Consider the following 13,547-nt stretch of genomic DNA (forward strand, 5'->3'; position numbering starts at 1 on the left):
CGCCGACGAGGGGGGACCATGGGATCGGTGAGGCGTCGCGCGCTGCTGCTGGGGATCGCGTCGGCGGCGGCCGCACTGAGCGGCTGCACCGCCGACGCCCGGCCCGCCCCGCTGACGGCCGCTCCGGTCGCGGCGAGCACGTCCCCGACACCGACTCCACCGCCCCGGCCCGTGCCGACCGCGACCGCGGCCGCCGCTCCCGTGCGCGCCCGCGTGCCCCTGCCCGAGGGCGTCATCACGGAGCTGCCCGGCGAGGGGAGCCTGATGGCCTGGACGGTCGACGACGGCGCCGACACCGAGGTCGTCGCCGCCTACGCGCAGTTCGCGGCGGACACCGGCACCCGGCTCACGTTCTTCCTGAACGGGCAGTACGACTCCTGGACCGTCTGCGCGCCCGCCCTCGCACCGCTCGTCGCCTCGGGTCAGGTGCAGCTCGCGAACCACACCTGGTCGCACGTCGACCTCACGAGCCTGAGTGCCGACGGCGTGCAGGAGGAGCTCGGCCGCAACGGCGAGTTCATCCGCTCCACCTACGGCGTCGAGGCCGCTCCCTTCTACCGTCCGCCGTTCGGCTACACCGACAGCGCGAGCCGGGCCGCCGCGGCGGGCATCGGCTACACGGCGACGACGCTCTGGTACGGCTCGCTGTCGGACTCCGGCCTCATCACGACCGATCAGCTGCTGGGCTTCGCCGACGAGTGGTTCCGGCCGCAGCGCATCGTGATCGGGCACGCGAACTTCGACCCGGTGACGCAGGTGTACGCGCAGCTGGTGGACCTCCTGCGCGAGCGCTCGCTCGAGACGGTGACGCTGCGCGACGTGTTCGCGGTCTGACGGCGTCGGTGCCGACCGCCGGGTCCGGTCAGCGCAGACTCGCGCGGGCGGCGTCGGCGATCGCGGCCGACACCGCATCCAGGCTCGGCGTGCGCAGCGACCACTGCTGCCAGTAGAGGGGGATGTCGACCGGTTCGCCGCCCAGGGCGACGAGCCCCGGATCGCCGACCGGGGCCTGCAGCTCCGGCAGCATGCCCCAGCCCAGGCCCAGACGGACCGCGGCCTCGAAGTCGGTCGAGCCGGGCACCCGGTGCTGCGGCGGAGCGGCGTGCGGTGCGTGCGCGGCGAGGAACCGCTCCTGCAGCCGGTCCTTCTCGTCGAAGACGACGACGGGAGCGTCGGCCAGCCCGTCGAGGTCGCCGTCGGCGAACCAGCGATCGGCGAACGCGGGCGCCGCCATCGCCCGGTACCGCATGACGCCGAGCGGAGCGACGGAGCAGCCGAGCACCGCCTCCGACTCGGCCGTCACCGCCGCGATCACCGTGCCGTCGCGGAGGAACGCGGTGGTGTGCTCCTGGTCCTCCCGGTGCAGCTCGAAGACGACGCCCGGCACGCCGGCGAGCGCCGGCAGCACCCACGTGGCGAGGGAGTCGGCGTTGACGGCGAGGGCGAGGGACACGGGGCCCGCGCCCTCCGCCTCCTCGCCGCCGAGGGCGCGGACGGCGTCCTCGGCGAGCAGCTCGATCTGCCGCGCGAGGCGGAGGAGGCCGGCCCCCGCCTCGGTCGCGACGACCGGGCGCGAGCGGACGAGCAGCACCCGCCCCGCCGCGGTCTCGAGCGCCTTGATCCGCTGACTGAGAGCGGAGGGAGTCACGTGCAGGGCCCGCGCGGCCGCATCGAAGGAGCCGTGCCGCACGGCGGCGGCCAGCGCGCGGAGGCGGGAGAGGTCGAGATCATCGGTCAGCATCGGCTCGCTCCCATCAGTTCTGCTTACGGTACTGAAGGAGCGTGAGCTGGTCTACAGGAACGGCGCGCTCTACCGTCGGGAGCGTGTCCCCCCTCCTCGCAGCCGCCTCCGGTCTCGGATTCGGCCTCTCGCTCATCATCGCCATCGGCGCGCAGAACGCCTTCGTCCTCCGGCAGGGCCTGCGCCGCGAGCACGTGCTCGCGGTCGTCGTCATTTGCGCTCTCTGCGACGCGGCGCTGATCGTGCTGGGCATCGCGGGGATCGGCGCCGTGCTCGAGTCGGCGCCCTGGCTGCTCGTCGTCATCCGCTGGGGCGGCATCGCGTTCCTCCTGGGCTACGCGTTCCTCGCCGCGAAGCGGGCACTGCGCCCCGGCACGCTCGAGGGCGACCCGGCCGGCGCCTCCACGTCGCTGCGCACCGCGGTCGCGACGTGCCTCGCGCTGACGCTGCTGAATCCGCACGTCTATCTCGACACGGTGGTGCTGCTGGGGTCGGTGGCGAACACGCACGGCGACGAGCGCTGGTGGTTCGGCGCCGGAGCGGCTGTGGGGAGCGTGCTCTGGTTCACGGCGCTCGGATTCGGGGCGCGGGCGCTGCGTCCGCTGTTCCGCAGCCGCACGGCCTGGCGGGTGCTCGACGCGGGAGTGGCGGTCGTGATGGTGGTGCTGGCGGTGTCGCTGGCGCTGTCGCACTGACGCGAGGCGCACTGGCCGGTGGTGCACTGACGGGTGGCGCACTGACCGGTGGCGCTACCGGCCCTCGCGGCCGATCGAGCGGGAGGCGAGCAGCATCACCGCGCCGAGGGCGACGAGCGAGAGCGCCTCGGCGAACGAGCCGATCGTCCAGAGGGCGATCAGGAGCTCCTGGCTCGGCGAGGAGTCGACGAGCAGCCCGAGAGAGGGCACGTAGTCCTGAGCTGCCGCGGCGACGACCGCGACGAGCCCGACGACGGTGACCGAGGTCCGGGCCGTGCGCGCGCGCTGCAGGGCGACGAGCCCGACGACGGCCGCGGCGATCGCGGCGGCGCCCATCACGAGCACGAGGGCGGAGGCGACCGCCATCCCCCGCGTCGGCTCGGCTCCGCTCGGTGAGAACCACGCCACGAGGGGACGGAGGACGATCAGGACGGCGACGACGAGGAACGCGGCCGCGCCCGTCCGCCCCGCGATGCCGCCCTTCGCGTCCGAGCCCCGCGCCAGGGCGGAGGCGGCTGCGGCGAGGAGGGCGGCGGCGATCAGCGCGCCGAGGCGACCGAGGCCGGTGACCGCGAGATCCAGTGGCAGGAACCACGCCGCGATCTGCAGCAGACCCGCGGCGGCGACGAGGATCCCCGCCAGACGGAGGGTCGCGGCCCGCGAGGCGGCGGTTGGAGTGACCAGCGCGCGGTCGGACGACGAAGCGGTCATCGGGATCCCCTCCCCCGGGGTCGAGTCCCTCCACGGTACCCCGTCCCTGGCGTCCAGAGCAGTTGTTATACTAACATTGCGAACATGTTGCTCCGCGTCGACCACTCCTCGCCGCGCTCCCTCGCCGACCAGCTGGAGGCGCAGGTGCGCACGGCCGTCGCCGAGGGCGCCCTCTCGGCGGGCGACCGCCTGCCCCCGGCGCGCGAGCTGGCCCAGTCGCTCGACATCAACATGCACACCGTGCTCCGCGCCTACGCGGCGCTCCGCGACGACGGCCTGATCCAGATGCGCCGCGGCCGGGGCGCCTGGGTCTCCGAGTCCGCCGGCCCCGGACTCGTGCGCGTCACCGCCCTCGTCGACCAGCTCGTCGCCGAGGCCCGCCGCAGCGGGATCAGCTCCGCCGACCTCATCCGCCTGATCGAGAGGACCACCCCGTGACCGACCGCTCCCGCTCCCTCCTGGCCGCCGCCTCCCTCCTGCTGCCCGCGCTCGCCGTGCTCGTCTCGCGGGTCGCGCTCGACGTGCCGCCCGTGCTCGCCTCGCACTGGTCCTCGACCGGCGCCGCCGACGAGACGGCTCCGACGAGCGCGCTGCTGGCCCTGGCGCTCGTCCTCTCGGGCGCTCCCGCGGTGGCGGGGATCGTCGCGGCGCTGCTCGGGCGCGGCTCGCGGATGCTGCTCTCGTGCCTCGGACTCGTCGCGGGCCTCGGCGCCTCGGCCTGGGCGACGTCCGTCGGCACGACGCTCGCGGCGGGCTCGGCCGAGGGGGCGCAGCTGGGCGGCTGGCTGATCGTGCTGCTCGGCGGCCTCGCCTACGCGGCGGTGCCGGGCGCCCTCGCTCCGCGCAGCCGCTCGGAGTCGAGCACCCGCGTCGAGCGGATGGCGCTCGGCGACTCGGAGTCGGGCGCCTGGTCGCACACCGTGACGGGCCGGGTCTTCGCGGTCGTCGGAGCCGTCCTGGCGGTCGCCGCGGCCGTCGCGGTGTCGACGCTCCTGGCCGAGGGCTCGACGGGCCCCGCGATCGCGATGGCCGTGGTCCTCGGCGCGAGCGCGATCGTCGTCCTCGGCTTCACGCGGTTGCGCGTCACGGCCGACCGTCGCGGGCTGCGCGTGGTGTCGCGGGTGCTCGGGATCCCGCTGCGGCGCATCCCGCTCGAGACGATCGCCTCGGTCGGCACGGCCGAGCTGCGGCCGGCGGAGTGGGGCGGCTGGGGCTACCGGATGATGCCGGGCCGCTCGGCGCTCATCCTGAACGCGGGCCCCGGGCTCGTGGTGCGGACCACTCGCGAGCGCGAGTTCGCGATCAGCCTGCGCGACCCCGAGACGCCGGCCGCGCTGCTGGAGGCGCTGCGGACGCGCTGAACCCGGTGGGCGGCCGGGAGCGCTCCGCCTTGAGGAGGGTCTGGACAAAAGTAGGAACATCGATCCGCACCGCCGGCCCCGCCGAGGCCCGCCGTTAGCGTGGAACCGCTCCCACCCCTGGGAGAGGGATGACCCTGCACTCGACCCGGGCCGGGCTCGGCGTCGACCTGACCACGGAGGTTGAATCATGCCGTTCACGACCACGGACGATGGCGTGGAGATCTACTACAAGGACTGGGGGCCCGCGGACGCGCAGCCGATCGTGTTCCACCACGGCTGGCCGCTGTCCTCGGACGACTGGGACGCGCAGCTGCTGTTCTTCCACGCGCACGGCTACCGCGTGATCGCGAGCGACCGCCGCGGGCACGGACGGTCCACCCAGGTGGGCACCGGCCACGACATGGACCACTACGCGAGCGACGTGAACGCCGTGGTCGAGCACCTCGACCTGCACAACGCGGTCCACATCGGCCACTCGACCGGCGGCGGCCAGGTCGCCCGCTACGTCGCGAAGTACGGCGAGCCGCAGGGACGCGTGGCGAAGGCGGTCCTCGTGTCGGCGGTGCCTCCGCTCATGGTGCAGACGGAGGCGAACCCCGAGGGCACGCCGCTCTCCGTCTTCGACGGCTTCCGGGAGGCGCTCGCGGCCAACCGCGCGGAGTTCTTCCAGGCCGTCGCCTCGGGACCGTTCTACGGCTTCAACCGACCCGGCGCGACGGTCTCGGAGCCGGTGATCGCGAACTGGTGGCGCCAGGGCATGACGGGCAGCGCGCTGGCGCACTACGAGGGCATCGCCGCGTTCTCCGAGACCGACCAGACCGAGGACCTGAAGGCCATCACCGTGCCGGTCCTCGTGATGCAGGGCGACGACGACCAGGTCGTGCCGTACGAGGACGCCGCCCTGAAGCAGCACGAGCTGCTGCAGAACTCCACGCTGAAGATCTACGAGGGCTACCCGCACGGCATGCTGACGACCCACGCCGACGTCATCAACCCCGACCTCCTGGCGTTCATCCGGGAGTAGCGGGAACCGCACAGGCACCCGTGCTGCGCAGGTGCGCCGGACACTCCGGGGCACCTGCGCTCGTCGTGCCGACGAGGCTGGACCGCGGAGGAGCCCGCTTCCGTCATCTGTCGAGTCCTCCGGGCTCGGCGGTGCGCGGACCGGCGGGGCTTCGTAGGGTCCGAGCATGACGTCACCCGCCTCCTCTCCACCGGCTCGGCCGTCGGCCTGGGCGCCCCTGGCGATCACCGCGTTCCGGGTGCTGTGGCTCGCCCAGCTGGGCAGCAACATCGGCACGTGGATGCAGACCGTCGGAGCCCAGTGGTACCTGGTCGAGGCCGCCGCGGGCGCGGTGGTCATCGCCCTCGTGCAGACGGCGAGCCTGGCGCCCTCGCTCCTGGTCGCCCTGCCGGCGGGCGTGCTGACCGACTCCCTCGACCGGCGACGGCTGCTGATCTGGGGATCCTCGGCCAGCGCGCTGCTGGCGGCCGCTCTGACCGTCGTCGCGGCCGTCGGTGCTCTGTCGCCGTGGACGATCCTGGCCTTCACCTTCCTGCTCGGCATCACCTCCACCCTGACCTCGCCCGCGTGGCAGGCGATCCAGCCGGAGCTCGTGCCCCGCGACCTGATCGCCGCGTCGTCCGCTCTCGGCGGGGTGACGGTGAACGGCGCACGAGCGATCGGCCCCGCACTGGCGGGAGTCGTCCTGTCGGCGTTCGGAGCCCCCGTCGTCTTCGGCATCAACGCGCTGAGCTTCGTCCTCGCCGTGATCGCGCTCCTCTGGTGGAAGCGGCCCGCCCAGAGCGGCCTCGACGATCGCGAGCGGTTCGGCGCCGCTCTGAAGGCGGGGATCCGGTACGTCGCCTCGGCGCACCTCGTCCGCCGGATCCTGCTCCGATCGGCGCTCTTCGCGCTGCCGGCCAGTGCTCTGTGGGCCCTGCTGCCCCTCACCGCGAAGCGCCTCGACCTCGACTCGAGCGGGTACGGCCTCCTCCTCGCAGCCCTCGGCGCCGGTGCCGTGATCGGCGTCTTCGCCCTGCCGTCGGCCCGGCGCCGGTTCTCCGACAACGTCGTCATCACGACGAGCGCCGTGCTCTTCTCCGCGGGGACCCTCGCCGCGGCGTTCCTCCCGTTCGCACCGACGCTGATCCTGCTCGTGCTCGCGGGACTGGCCTGGATCGGAACCCTCACCGTGCTGAACGCGGCTCTGCAGCTCACGCTGCCCCAGTGGGTGCGTTCCCGCGGCGCCTCGATCTACCTCTTCGTCTTCATGGGAGCGATGGCCGTCGGCTCGATCGGCTGGGGTCTGGCGGCGCAGGCGCTCGGCACCCCCACCGCCTACGCGGCGTCGGCCGGACTGCTGCTCGTGGTGGCGGCCAGCGTGCGGATGCTCCCCCTCCTGCCGGGAACGGGGAGGATCGATCGCAGCATCTCGATGTCGTGGCCCACACCCACCCTGGTGTTCGAGCCGGAGCCCGCGGACGGGCCTGTGCTGGTGACCGTCTCCTACCGGGTCGACACCGACTCCCTCGCCGCGTTCCGCACCGCGATGCGGCGCGTCGAGAGCTCCCGCCGCCGCACCGGCGCCTCGAGGTGGGCCCTCTACCGCAGCGGCGAGGAGGCCGGCCTGCAGCTCGAGACCTTCGTCGTGCCGTCCTGGGGCGAGTTCCGGCGGCAGGAGACCCAGCGCCTCACCGGCCGCGACCGCGAGATCCGGACGGCAGCGCTGGCCCACGTGCAGGGCGAGCCGCTCGAAAGGCACTACTTCGCCAGCAGGACCCCGTCCCCGAGCCCGAGCGGCGGTGCGACCCCCGCGCAGTGACGCGCTGGGGCGGCGAGGTCGCCCGCTGCGGGTGGTGCAGCTCCTGGACGGGAGCGCTCTCACGATCGGGCCGGAGGGAGCCATACTGGAGCCGACCCGGCGCCGTCCTCCCGCCGGTCGATGCTCGAGCCGAGAGCGCGATCGCGGAGCAGGCGGATCGGGTCGGCCCCCAGCCGCCCGCCGCTCGTTCCGGCGGATCCTCCGACGGAGTCAGACGATGAGCAGCCGCACTCCCCTCGCCGACTTCCTCCGCGCCAGGCGTGCGGCGCTGCGACCGGAGCGGATCGGGCTGACGACCGCCGGGACCCGGCGGAGGGTCCCGGGTCTGCGCCGGGAGGAGGTCGCCGACCGCGCCAGGATCAGCCGCGACTACTACCTCCGCGTCGAGCAGGGTCACGACATCACGCCCTCGGACCAGGTGCTCGGCGCTCTGGCCCAGGCGCTCGACCTCGACGAGTTCGAGCGCGCCTATCTGTTCCGGGTCGCCAGGCCGCTGCCTCCGCGGGCCGCCTCCTCGCGCTCTCACCCGTCGATGGAGGCCCTGCTGGAGCACTGGCCGATGACGCCGGCGTTCGCGTTCGACCGGAACCTCGACGTCCTGGCGACGAACGACCTCCTGCGGTGCATCGCCCCGGAGAAGGGAGTGCCGGGGGCGAACCTGCTCCTCTCGGTCGCCGAGGGGTACGCGAGCGCTCGCGAGGACGGCATCCCGGAGGACCAGCTGCAGGTGTGGGACAGCATCTTCCGCGAGCTGATCGCGGCCCTGCGGTTCTACAGCGATCCCGACGACGCGCGCCTGCAGGAGATCGTCGGCGAGTGCTCCGTCCGCTACCGGCTCTTCCGGTCGGTCTGGGCCGAGTACGAGGTCCGGCCGATCACGCAGAGGGCGCTGCGGATCGACGTCGCCCCGTTCGGGTGGCTCGACTTCGACATGCAGACGTTCGAATCCGCAGTGGCGCCGGGCCGCTTCGTCGTGACCTACCTCGCCCGAGCGGGGTCTCCCGCCGCCGCAGCGGTCGACCACTTCGCGTCGCTCCGGCCCGCTGCTCGCCGAGCGGAGGCGCACGTCACCCCGAACGCGGCGGTTCCCGGACGGTGACGGCGAGACGCTCGAGTGCGCGCCGAGCGGCGGCGTCGGCGGGCTCGAACAGGAGCAGCGTGCACTCGTCGTCCTGCGGGGGACGCAGCAGGCGGTAGTCCAGCGGGACGGTGCCCACGGCGGTGCCGAGGAAGCGGACGGATCCGCTCTCCCGCGCCGGAGCGTCGCGCGCCCAGGCCGCGGCGAAGGCGGGGCTGCTGACGGAGAGCTCCCCCACGATGCTCCGGAACTCCCGATCGCCGTCGTGCCGATCGAGCGAGGCGCTCAGCAGCGCCGTCACCTGCTCCGCAGCGTCCCGCCAGCAGGGCAGGTCCTGCAGCGCGAGCGCGTCGAGGAAGGTGGAGCGGGCGAGGTCGGCTCCCTCGAGGAAGTGGGGGGAGAGGGCCCGCGCGAGAGGGGTCGCGGACACGACCCGGAGGTGCCGGTCGAGCAGCACCGCGGGCTGCTCCGCCCACGGGGCGGGCAGGGCTCGGCCCTGTTCCCGCGGCACATCCGGTCCGTCGTCCACGCCCCTCACGGTAACGACCGGCCCTCGCCCGAGCGTGGCTGTCGGAGGGCCAGGGACGAAGCTGCTCGGAGTGTCCTCCGACGCGCACCGGCGCCTCCTCGTCCGTGATGGACTGCTCCCATGACCGATCCACTGCTCCCAGCGACCTCCCTGCCCCGCGAGGCTCCCGCGCACGACCCGAGGGTCGGCGCCTGATGGCCGAGGAGCGCGCGATCCTCGCCGGCGGATGCTTCTGGGGGCTCCAGGAGCTCCTCCGCGACATGCCCGGTGTGTTCGGCACCCGGGCCGGCTACGCCGGCGGCAGCACGCCGAACGCGACCTACCGCCACCACGGCGACCACGCCGAGGCGGTCGAGATCGACTTCGATCCGGAGCAGCTCCCGTACCGCGACCTGCTCGAGTTCTTCTTCCAGGTGCACGACCCCACGACGAGGAACCGCCAGGGCAACGACATCGGCAGCGCGTACCGCTCCGTCGTCCTCTTCCTGTCCCCCGACCAGGAGAGGGTCGCCCGCGAGACCATCGCCGAGATCGACGCGTCGGGCCGCTGGCCCGGCCCGGTCGTCACGGAGGTCGAAGCGGCGGGCGAGTTCTGGGACGCCGAGGAGGAGCACCAGGACTACCTGCGCAAGCACCCCGGCGGCTACACGTGCCACTGGGTCCGGCCGAAGTGGACCCTCGACGCCTGAGCGCGTGACGTCCGGCACGGGAGCGAAGGGGGCCCTGGAAGGGTCACGCTAGCGGAGGGGACCGTCCACGAGGATCGCCGCATGACCCCTCCTCCGGATCTCGGCCGATGACCCTGCAGGACGTGGTCGACGAGCTCGCCGGAGCACTCGGCCGGCCGATCGCGATCGAGGACGCCCGCGCCCGCGTCCTCGCCGCGAGCACCGGGCGCCCGAGCGGTCAGCGCCCGCCGTCGCTCGTCCCGGAGGAGCCCCTCCGCCTCGGCGCGCCGGACGCCCGGCGCTGCGTGTTCCCGGTCAGCGACCCCCGCGGCCGGCTCGCGGTCCTCCGCGTCGGGCAGGACCAGCTGCCGCCGCTGACTCCCGAGCACTACTCCCTCATCGGCGCGGCGGTCGACACGGTCCGCCGCATCCTGAGCCCGTCGACCCCGACCCCCGGGACCTCGCGGCGCGCTGAGCTGCTCTCGGATCTGCTGGCGCCCGACGAGGCACGGCGCCGGGCGGCGTTCGCCGAGGCCGTCGAGCGCCACTGGCTGCGCCGCGATCAGCGCACCGTCGTCCGCGCCGTGCTGCTGGAGGGTGCGGGCGGAGCACTGCGGAGGGCGTCGCTCGCGCACCGTCTCGACGCCTCCCCCTCCACCGGCCTGGTGCTCCTGGGCGACGAGCGGGGGATGCTGCTGTTCGTCGGCACCGAGGAGCCGGGAGCGGGCCCGGCGGACGAGACGGACGCGGTGCTCCGCGCCGAGGCGCACCGCCACGGCGCGCGGGTCCTCGCCATCGGCTCGGCCCGCCATCGGCGGGAGGACGACGATCTCCGACCGACCGCCGACCACGCCTCGCTCGCGGCGAGCATCGTCAGCTCGCTGCCCGACGGCCGCGACCGCGGCGACATCGCCGACCTCGGCGCCTGGGTGCTCCTGTCCTCCGTCGCCGCCGACAGCTCCCAGCTCGCGGTGCTGTCGCCCGCCGCGGCGACGCTGCTCGAGAAGGGCGACGACGTCCAGCGGCAGACCGTCGAGGCCTACCTCGACGTGCGCGGCAGCGTGCGGGAGGCGTGCGCGATCCTGCACATCCACCGCACCACGCTCTACTACCGGCTGGACAACCTGCCGCCCACCGTCCGGGCCGCGCTCGACGACGGCCTCGCCCGCAGCGCGCTGCACCTGTGCCTGAAGCTGATGCGGTTCCGCGGCGGCCACGAGCGGCGGCGGGCCTCGTGACGGCGTCCGCTCCCGGTCGGCCGACCCCGGACCCCGGGCTCCCGCAGGTCCGCCTCTACGGGCGGCGCGAGAGCCGGGACGCGTGGGAGATCCGCGACTTCCTCTCGCGCAGCGTCGTCTCGTTCACCTGGTCGCCGCTGGACACCGACGAGCAGTGCCTGGCCGTCGCGGGCAGGCCGCTCGCCGAGGCGGCCCTCCCCCTCGTCGTCTTCCCGGACGGGACGCGGGCGGGGGACCCGGGCATCGCCGAGGTGGCCGCCCGGCTCGGCTGGATCAGTGCACCGAGGCTCACCGAGTACGACCTCTCGATCTACGGAGCGGGGCCGTCGGGCCTCTCGGCCGCCGTCTACGCCGCCTCCGAGGGGCTGCGGGTGGTGGTCCTGGAGCGGTCCGCGATCGGCGGGCAGGCCGGCTACAGCAGCCTCATCGAGAACTACCTCGGCTTCCCCCACGGCATCGCGGGCGCGGACCTCGCCGAGCGCGCCCGGCAGCAGGCCGTCGACTTCGGCGCCGAGCTGCTGATGATGCGCGAGGGGATCCGGGCGCGCTTCCCCGACGACCGGATCCACGCCCGGCTCGCCGACGGGTCGACCGTCGTCGCCCGCTCGAACATCTGCGCCACCGGCATCGAGTGGCGCCGACTCGGCCTCGACCGCGAGGACGAGCTCCTCGGCGTCGGCGTCTACTACGGAGCCGGGACCAGCGAGGCGCCGCTCTGCGAGGGCGCGGACGTGGTCGTCGTCGGCGGCGGCAACTCGGCGGGCCAGGCGGTGATGAACCTCGCCGCCCACGCGCGGCACGTCACCATGCTCGTGCGCGGGCCCGATCTGGCCGACAGCCTCTCGTCGTACCTCGCCGACCGCGTCGTCCGGCAGCCGAACGTGACGGTCGCGCTCGACTCGCGGGTGAGCGCTCTGCACGGCGACGCGGCACTCGAGTCGATCGACGTCGAGAGCACCGCGACAGGTGCGCGCAGAGCCCTCGCCACCTCGCACCTGTTCGTCTGCATCGGCGGCGCGCCCGACACCTCCTGGGCCGAGGGGACCGGGATCGTCCGCGACGCCTCCGGGTACCTCGTCACGGGCCCCGACCTCACGGGTGACCACGCGGCGGCCGACTGGCCGCTCGAGCGGGCCCCGTTCTACCTCGAGACCAGCGTCCCCGGGTCGTTCGCGGCGGGAGACGTGCGCCGCAGCTCGGTCAAGCGCGTCGCCTCCGCGGTCGGCGAGGGCGCCATGGCCGTGACCTTCGCCCACCGCCACCTGCAGGAGACGTCGTGAACCGCGATTCGGGCGATCGCGTCGACGAACCGCCGTCGGAACCGCTGCCCGAGGCGGCGGTGTCGGCCGCGTCGCTGCCCGACCGGCCCGCCGCGTTCCTCACCGCGCTGGTCACCGAGCACTTCGTCCTGGAGTCCGCCAGGGGCATCACCGTGACGGAGTCGAGCAGCAGGGCGTCCCTCTACCTGACGATGCTGTCGAGCTCGCTCGTCGCGTTCGGCTTCCTCGCGCCCACCCCGTACGCGCTCGGATTCCTGGCGGTGATCATCCCGGTCGTCGTCCTGCTGGGCGTCTTCACCTACGAGCGGCTCGTGCAGACCTCGATGGAGGACATCGCCGCGCTCACGGCGATCCAGCGCATCCGCCGCTACTACGGCACCCTGCTGCCGGGCGCCGGCAGCTACTTCACGATGCCGCGCGGCCCGCACGCCCCGAACGAGCTGCTCGAGATCGGCCGGAGGCGCAGCTGGCGCGGCATCTTCTTCACCATGTCGTCGGCGATCGGCGTCGTGAACTCGATCGTCGCCGGAGCGGGAGCGGCCCTGGCCCTGGCCGTCGGAGGCGGAGACGAGTCGCGCGCGATCGCGGCCGGGATCGCCGCCGCCCTCCTGCTGGCCGTGCTGCACGGCGCCTACCAGTTCCACCGCTACCGGCAGATGCGCCTGCGGATCGCCGAGGCGGAGGCTCTGGACGGCTTCGAGCAGGTCTGAGCCGACGGCCCCGCGCACCCGGGCTCAGCCGCGCTCCGCGAGGAGCTCCTGCCAGTCGCGGGGCACGCGGTCGGCCGGCCCCGGAGTGCTCTGCCCCGCCGGACGGCCCCGCGGGTCGGCGAGGCGCGGACCCGTCGTCCAGTCGTCGGCGCCGAAGTCCCAGAACCAGTCCTCGCCGGGCTCGAAGCTCTGGATGACCGTGTGCCCGGTCGCACGCCAGTGGGCGGTGGCGTGCCGGTTCAGCGAGTCGTCGCAGCAGCCGATGTGCCCGCACCGCGCGCACCGGCGCAGGTGCAGCCACCACGAGCCGGTCCGCTCGCACTCGACGCAGCCCGGGCCGCTCGGGGGGACGGAGGGATCGATCATCCGCGAGGTCATGCACCCAGGGTGCCGCGGAGCGCCCGGTCCGTCCTCCTCGGATCGTCGGAACCCCTCCGGGGCGCTCCGACCCCTGCGGCTGGCACGACTCGGAGCCGTCCGCCCTGGCACGACTCGGGGCCGTCCGCAAGTGCCGACGCGAACGGCGGGACTGTGGTCGCATGAGAGCCCGGGTGAGAGAGCGGTCCGCCTCGGATCCCCCACCCCCCCCCCCTCCCCTTTTCACAACTGACGCTGCCGGCGATCCTCCGCGCGGATTACCTTGGGGTTGTGCTGTGACGAACATAAAAAAACAAAAACAAATGCATGAAAGATCTCTAATGATGAAAAAAA

At 73.8% G+C, this 13,547-nt stretch carries 15 protein-coding genes; 11 read left to right on the forward strand and 4 right to left on the reverse strand.

Features of this window, described 5'->3' with window-relative positions:
• Window positions 1-27: 27 nt before the first annotated feature.
• Window positions 28-834 carry a polysaccharide deacetylase family protein gene (locus IOC53_RS14860; RefSeq protein WP_207406880.1) on the forward strand — a complete coding sequence of 269 codons (807 nt, stop codon included), beginning with the start codon at window positions 28-30 and terminating at the stop codon, window positions 832-834.
• Window positions 835-862: 28 nt separating this feature from the next.
• Here IOC53_RS14860 and IOC53_RS14865 read toward each other — a convergent pair whose 3' ends face one another.
• Window positions 863-1,741 (reverse strand): LysR family transcriptional regulator ArgP, encoded by an 879-nt coding sequence (locus IOC53_RS14865; RefSeq protein WP_207406881.1) that lies wholly within the window; start codon window positions 1,739-1,741, stop codon window positions 863-865.
• An 83-nt stretch (window positions 1,742-1,824) separates the two neighbouring features.
• Between IOC53_RS14865 and IOC53_RS14870 the strand changes: the two genes are divergently transcribed.
• Window positions 1,825-2,436 (forward strand): LysE/ArgO family amino acid transporter, encoded by a 612-nt coding sequence (locus tag IOC53_RS14870; RefSeq protein ID WP_307786213.1) that lies wholly within the window; start codon window positions 1,825-1,827, stop codon window positions 2,434-2,436.
• 54 nt (window positions 2,437-2,490) lie between these two features.
• Here the strand turns inward: IOC53_RS14870 and IOC53_RS14875 are convergent, their stop codons facing one another.
• Window positions 2,491-3,147, reverse strand: a complete 657-nt coding sequence (locus tag IOC53_RS14875) for a hypothetical protein (RefSeq protein WP_207406883.1) — start codon at window positions 3,145-3,147, stop codon at window positions 2,491-2,493.
• An 84-nt stretch (window positions 3,148-3,231) separates the two neighbouring features.
• Here IOC53_RS14875 and IOC53_RS14880 point away from each other — a divergent pair, with 84 nt between their 5' ends.
• From IOC53_RS14880 to IOC53_RS14900, 5 genes are all read left to right on the forward strand, one after another.
• Window positions 3,232-3,585: a GntR family transcriptional regulator gene (locus IOC53_RS14880; RefSeq protein ID WP_207406884.1), complete on the forward strand. Its 354-nt coding sequence runs from the start codon at window positions 3,232-3,234 to the stop codon at window positions 3,583-3,585.
• Window positions 3,582-4,508 carry a hypothetical protein gene (locus IOC53_RS14885; RefSeq protein ID WP_207406885.1) on the forward strand — a complete coding sequence of 309 codons (927 nt, stop codon included), beginning with the start codon at window positions 3,582-3,584 and terminating at the stop codon, window positions 4,506-4,508. Before IOC53_RS14880 ends, IOC53_RS14885 begins: the two co-directional genes overlap by 4 nt.
• A 187-nt stretch (window positions 4,509-4,695) precedes the next feature.
• Window positions 4,696-5,532, forward strand: a complete 837-nt coding sequence (locus IOC53_RS14890; protein ID WP_207406886.1) for an alpha/beta fold hydrolase — start codon at window positions 4,696-4,698, stop codon at window positions 5,530-5,532.
• 166 nt (window positions 5,533-5,698) lie between these two features.
• Window positions 5,699-7,333 carry an MFS transporter gene (locus IOC53_RS14895; RefSeq protein WP_207406888.1) on the forward strand — a complete coding sequence of 545 codons (1,635 nt, stop codon included), beginning with the start codon at window positions 5,699-5,701 and terminating at the stop codon, window positions 7,331-7,333.
• A 217-nt stretch (window positions 7,334-7,550) separates the two neighbouring features.
• Window positions 7,551-8,432 carry a helix-turn-helix transcriptional regulator gene (locus IOC53_RS14900; protein WP_207406889.1) on the forward strand — a complete coding sequence of 294 codons (882 nt, stop codon included), beginning with the start codon at window positions 7,551-7,553 and terminating at the stop codon, window positions 8,430-8,432.
• On the opposite strand, the gene IOC53_RS14905 is transcribed toward IOC53_RS14900, so the two are convergent.
• Complete coding sequence (locus IOC53_RS14905) at window positions 8,401-8,940, reverse strand: hypothetical protein (RefSeq protein WP_207406890.1); 540 nt, start codon at window positions 8,938-8,940, stop codon at window positions 8,401-8,403. The two genes, IOC53_RS14900 and IOC53_RS14905, sit on opposite strands and share 32 nt — an antisense overlap.
• 194 nt (window positions 8,941-9,134) lie before the next feature.
• Here IOC53_RS14905 and msrA point away from each other — a divergent pair, with 194 nt between their 5' ends.
• The 4 genes from msrA to IOC53_RS14925 all read left to right on the forward strand — a co-directional run bounded on the left by msrA (window position 9,135) and on the right by IOC53_RS14925 (window position 12,836).
• Window positions 9,135-9,629, forward strand: a complete 495-nt coding sequence (gene msrA, locus IOC53_RS14910) for a peptide-methionine (S)-S-oxide reductase MsrA (RefSeq protein ID WP_242683381.1) — start codon at window positions 9,135-9,137, stop codon at window positions 9,627-9,629.
• A gap of 107 nt (window positions 9,630-9,736) precedes the next feature.
• Window positions 9,737-10,846 (forward strand): CdaR family transcriptional regulator, encoded by a 1,110-nt coding sequence (locus tag IOC53_RS14915; protein WP_207406891.1) that lies wholly within the window; start codon window positions 9,737-9,739, stop codon window positions 10,844-10,846.
• Window positions 10,843-12,126, forward strand: coding sequence for an NAD(P)/FAD-dependent oxidoreductase (locus IOC53_RS14920; protein ID WP_207406892.1), 1,284 nt, complete (start codon window positions 10,843-10,845; stop codon window positions 12,124-12,126). Before IOC53_RS14915 ends, IOC53_RS14920 begins: the two co-directional genes overlap by 4 nt.
• Window positions 12,123-12,836 carry a hypothetical protein gene (locus IOC53_RS14925; protein ID WP_207406893.1) on the forward strand — a complete coding sequence of 238 codons (714 nt, stop codon included), beginning with the start codon at window positions 12,123-12,125 and terminating at the stop codon, window positions 12,834-12,836. Before IOC53_RS14920 ends, IOC53_RS14925 begins: the two co-directional genes overlap by 4 nt.
• A 24-nt stretch (window positions 12,837-12,860) precedes the next feature.
• On the opposite strand, the gene IOC53_RS14930 is transcribed toward IOC53_RS14925, so the two are convergent.
• Complete coding sequence (locus IOC53_RS14930) at window positions 12,861-13,214, reverse strand: UBP-type zinc finger domain-containing protein (RefSeq protein ID WP_207406895.1); 354 nt, start codon at window positions 13,212-13,214, stop codon at window positions 12,861-12,863.
• Between the last annotated feature and the right edge of the window lie 333 nt (window positions 13,215-13,547).

It is taken from the genome of Rathayibacter sp. SD072 (assembly GCF_017355185.1).
In the GTDB taxonomy this organism is placed as follows: domain Bacteria; phylum Actinomycetota; class Actinomycetes; order Actinomycetales; family Microbacteriaceae; genus Rathayibacter.

Bases quoted from the DNA above. Each gene is read 5' to 3' on its own strand.
- IOC53_RS14865 (WP_207406881.1), bottom strand. From the start codon at position 1,741: ATGCTGACCGATGATCTCGACCTCTCCCGCCTCCGCGCGCTGGCCGCC.
- IOC53_RS14930 (WP_207406895.1), bottom strand. From the start codon at position 13,214: ATGACCTCGCGGATGATCGATCCCTCCGTCCCCCCGAGCGGCCCGGGC.
- IOC53_RS14875 (WP_207406883.1), bottom strand. From the start codon at position 3,147: ATGACCGCTTCGTCGTCCGACCGCGCGCTGGTCACTCCAACCGCCGCC.
- IOC53_RS14900 (WP_207406889.1), top strand. From the start codon at position 7,551: ATGAGCAGCCGCACTCCCCTCGCCGACTTCCTCCGCGCCAGGCGTGCG.
- IOC53_RS14880 (WP_207406884.1), top strand. From the start codon at position 3,232: ATGTTGCTCCGCGTCGACCACTCCTCGCCGCGCTCCCTCGCCGACCAG.
- IOC53_RS14895 (WP_207406888.1), top strand. From the start codon at position 5,699: ATGACGTCACCCGCCTCCTCTCCACCGGCTCGGCCGTCGGCCTGGGCG.
- msrA (WP_242683381.1), top strand. From the start codon at position 9,135: ATGGCCGAGGAGCGCGCGATCCTCGCCGGCGGATGCTTCTGGGGGCTC.
- IOC53_RS14915 (WP_207406891.1), top strand. From the start codon at position 9,737: ATGACCCTGCAGGACGTGGTCGACGAGCTCGCCGGAGCACTCGGCCGG.
- IOC53_RS14890 (WP_207406886.1), top strand. From the start codon at position 4,696: ATGCCGTTCACGACCACGGACGATGGCGTGGAGATCTACTACAAGGAC.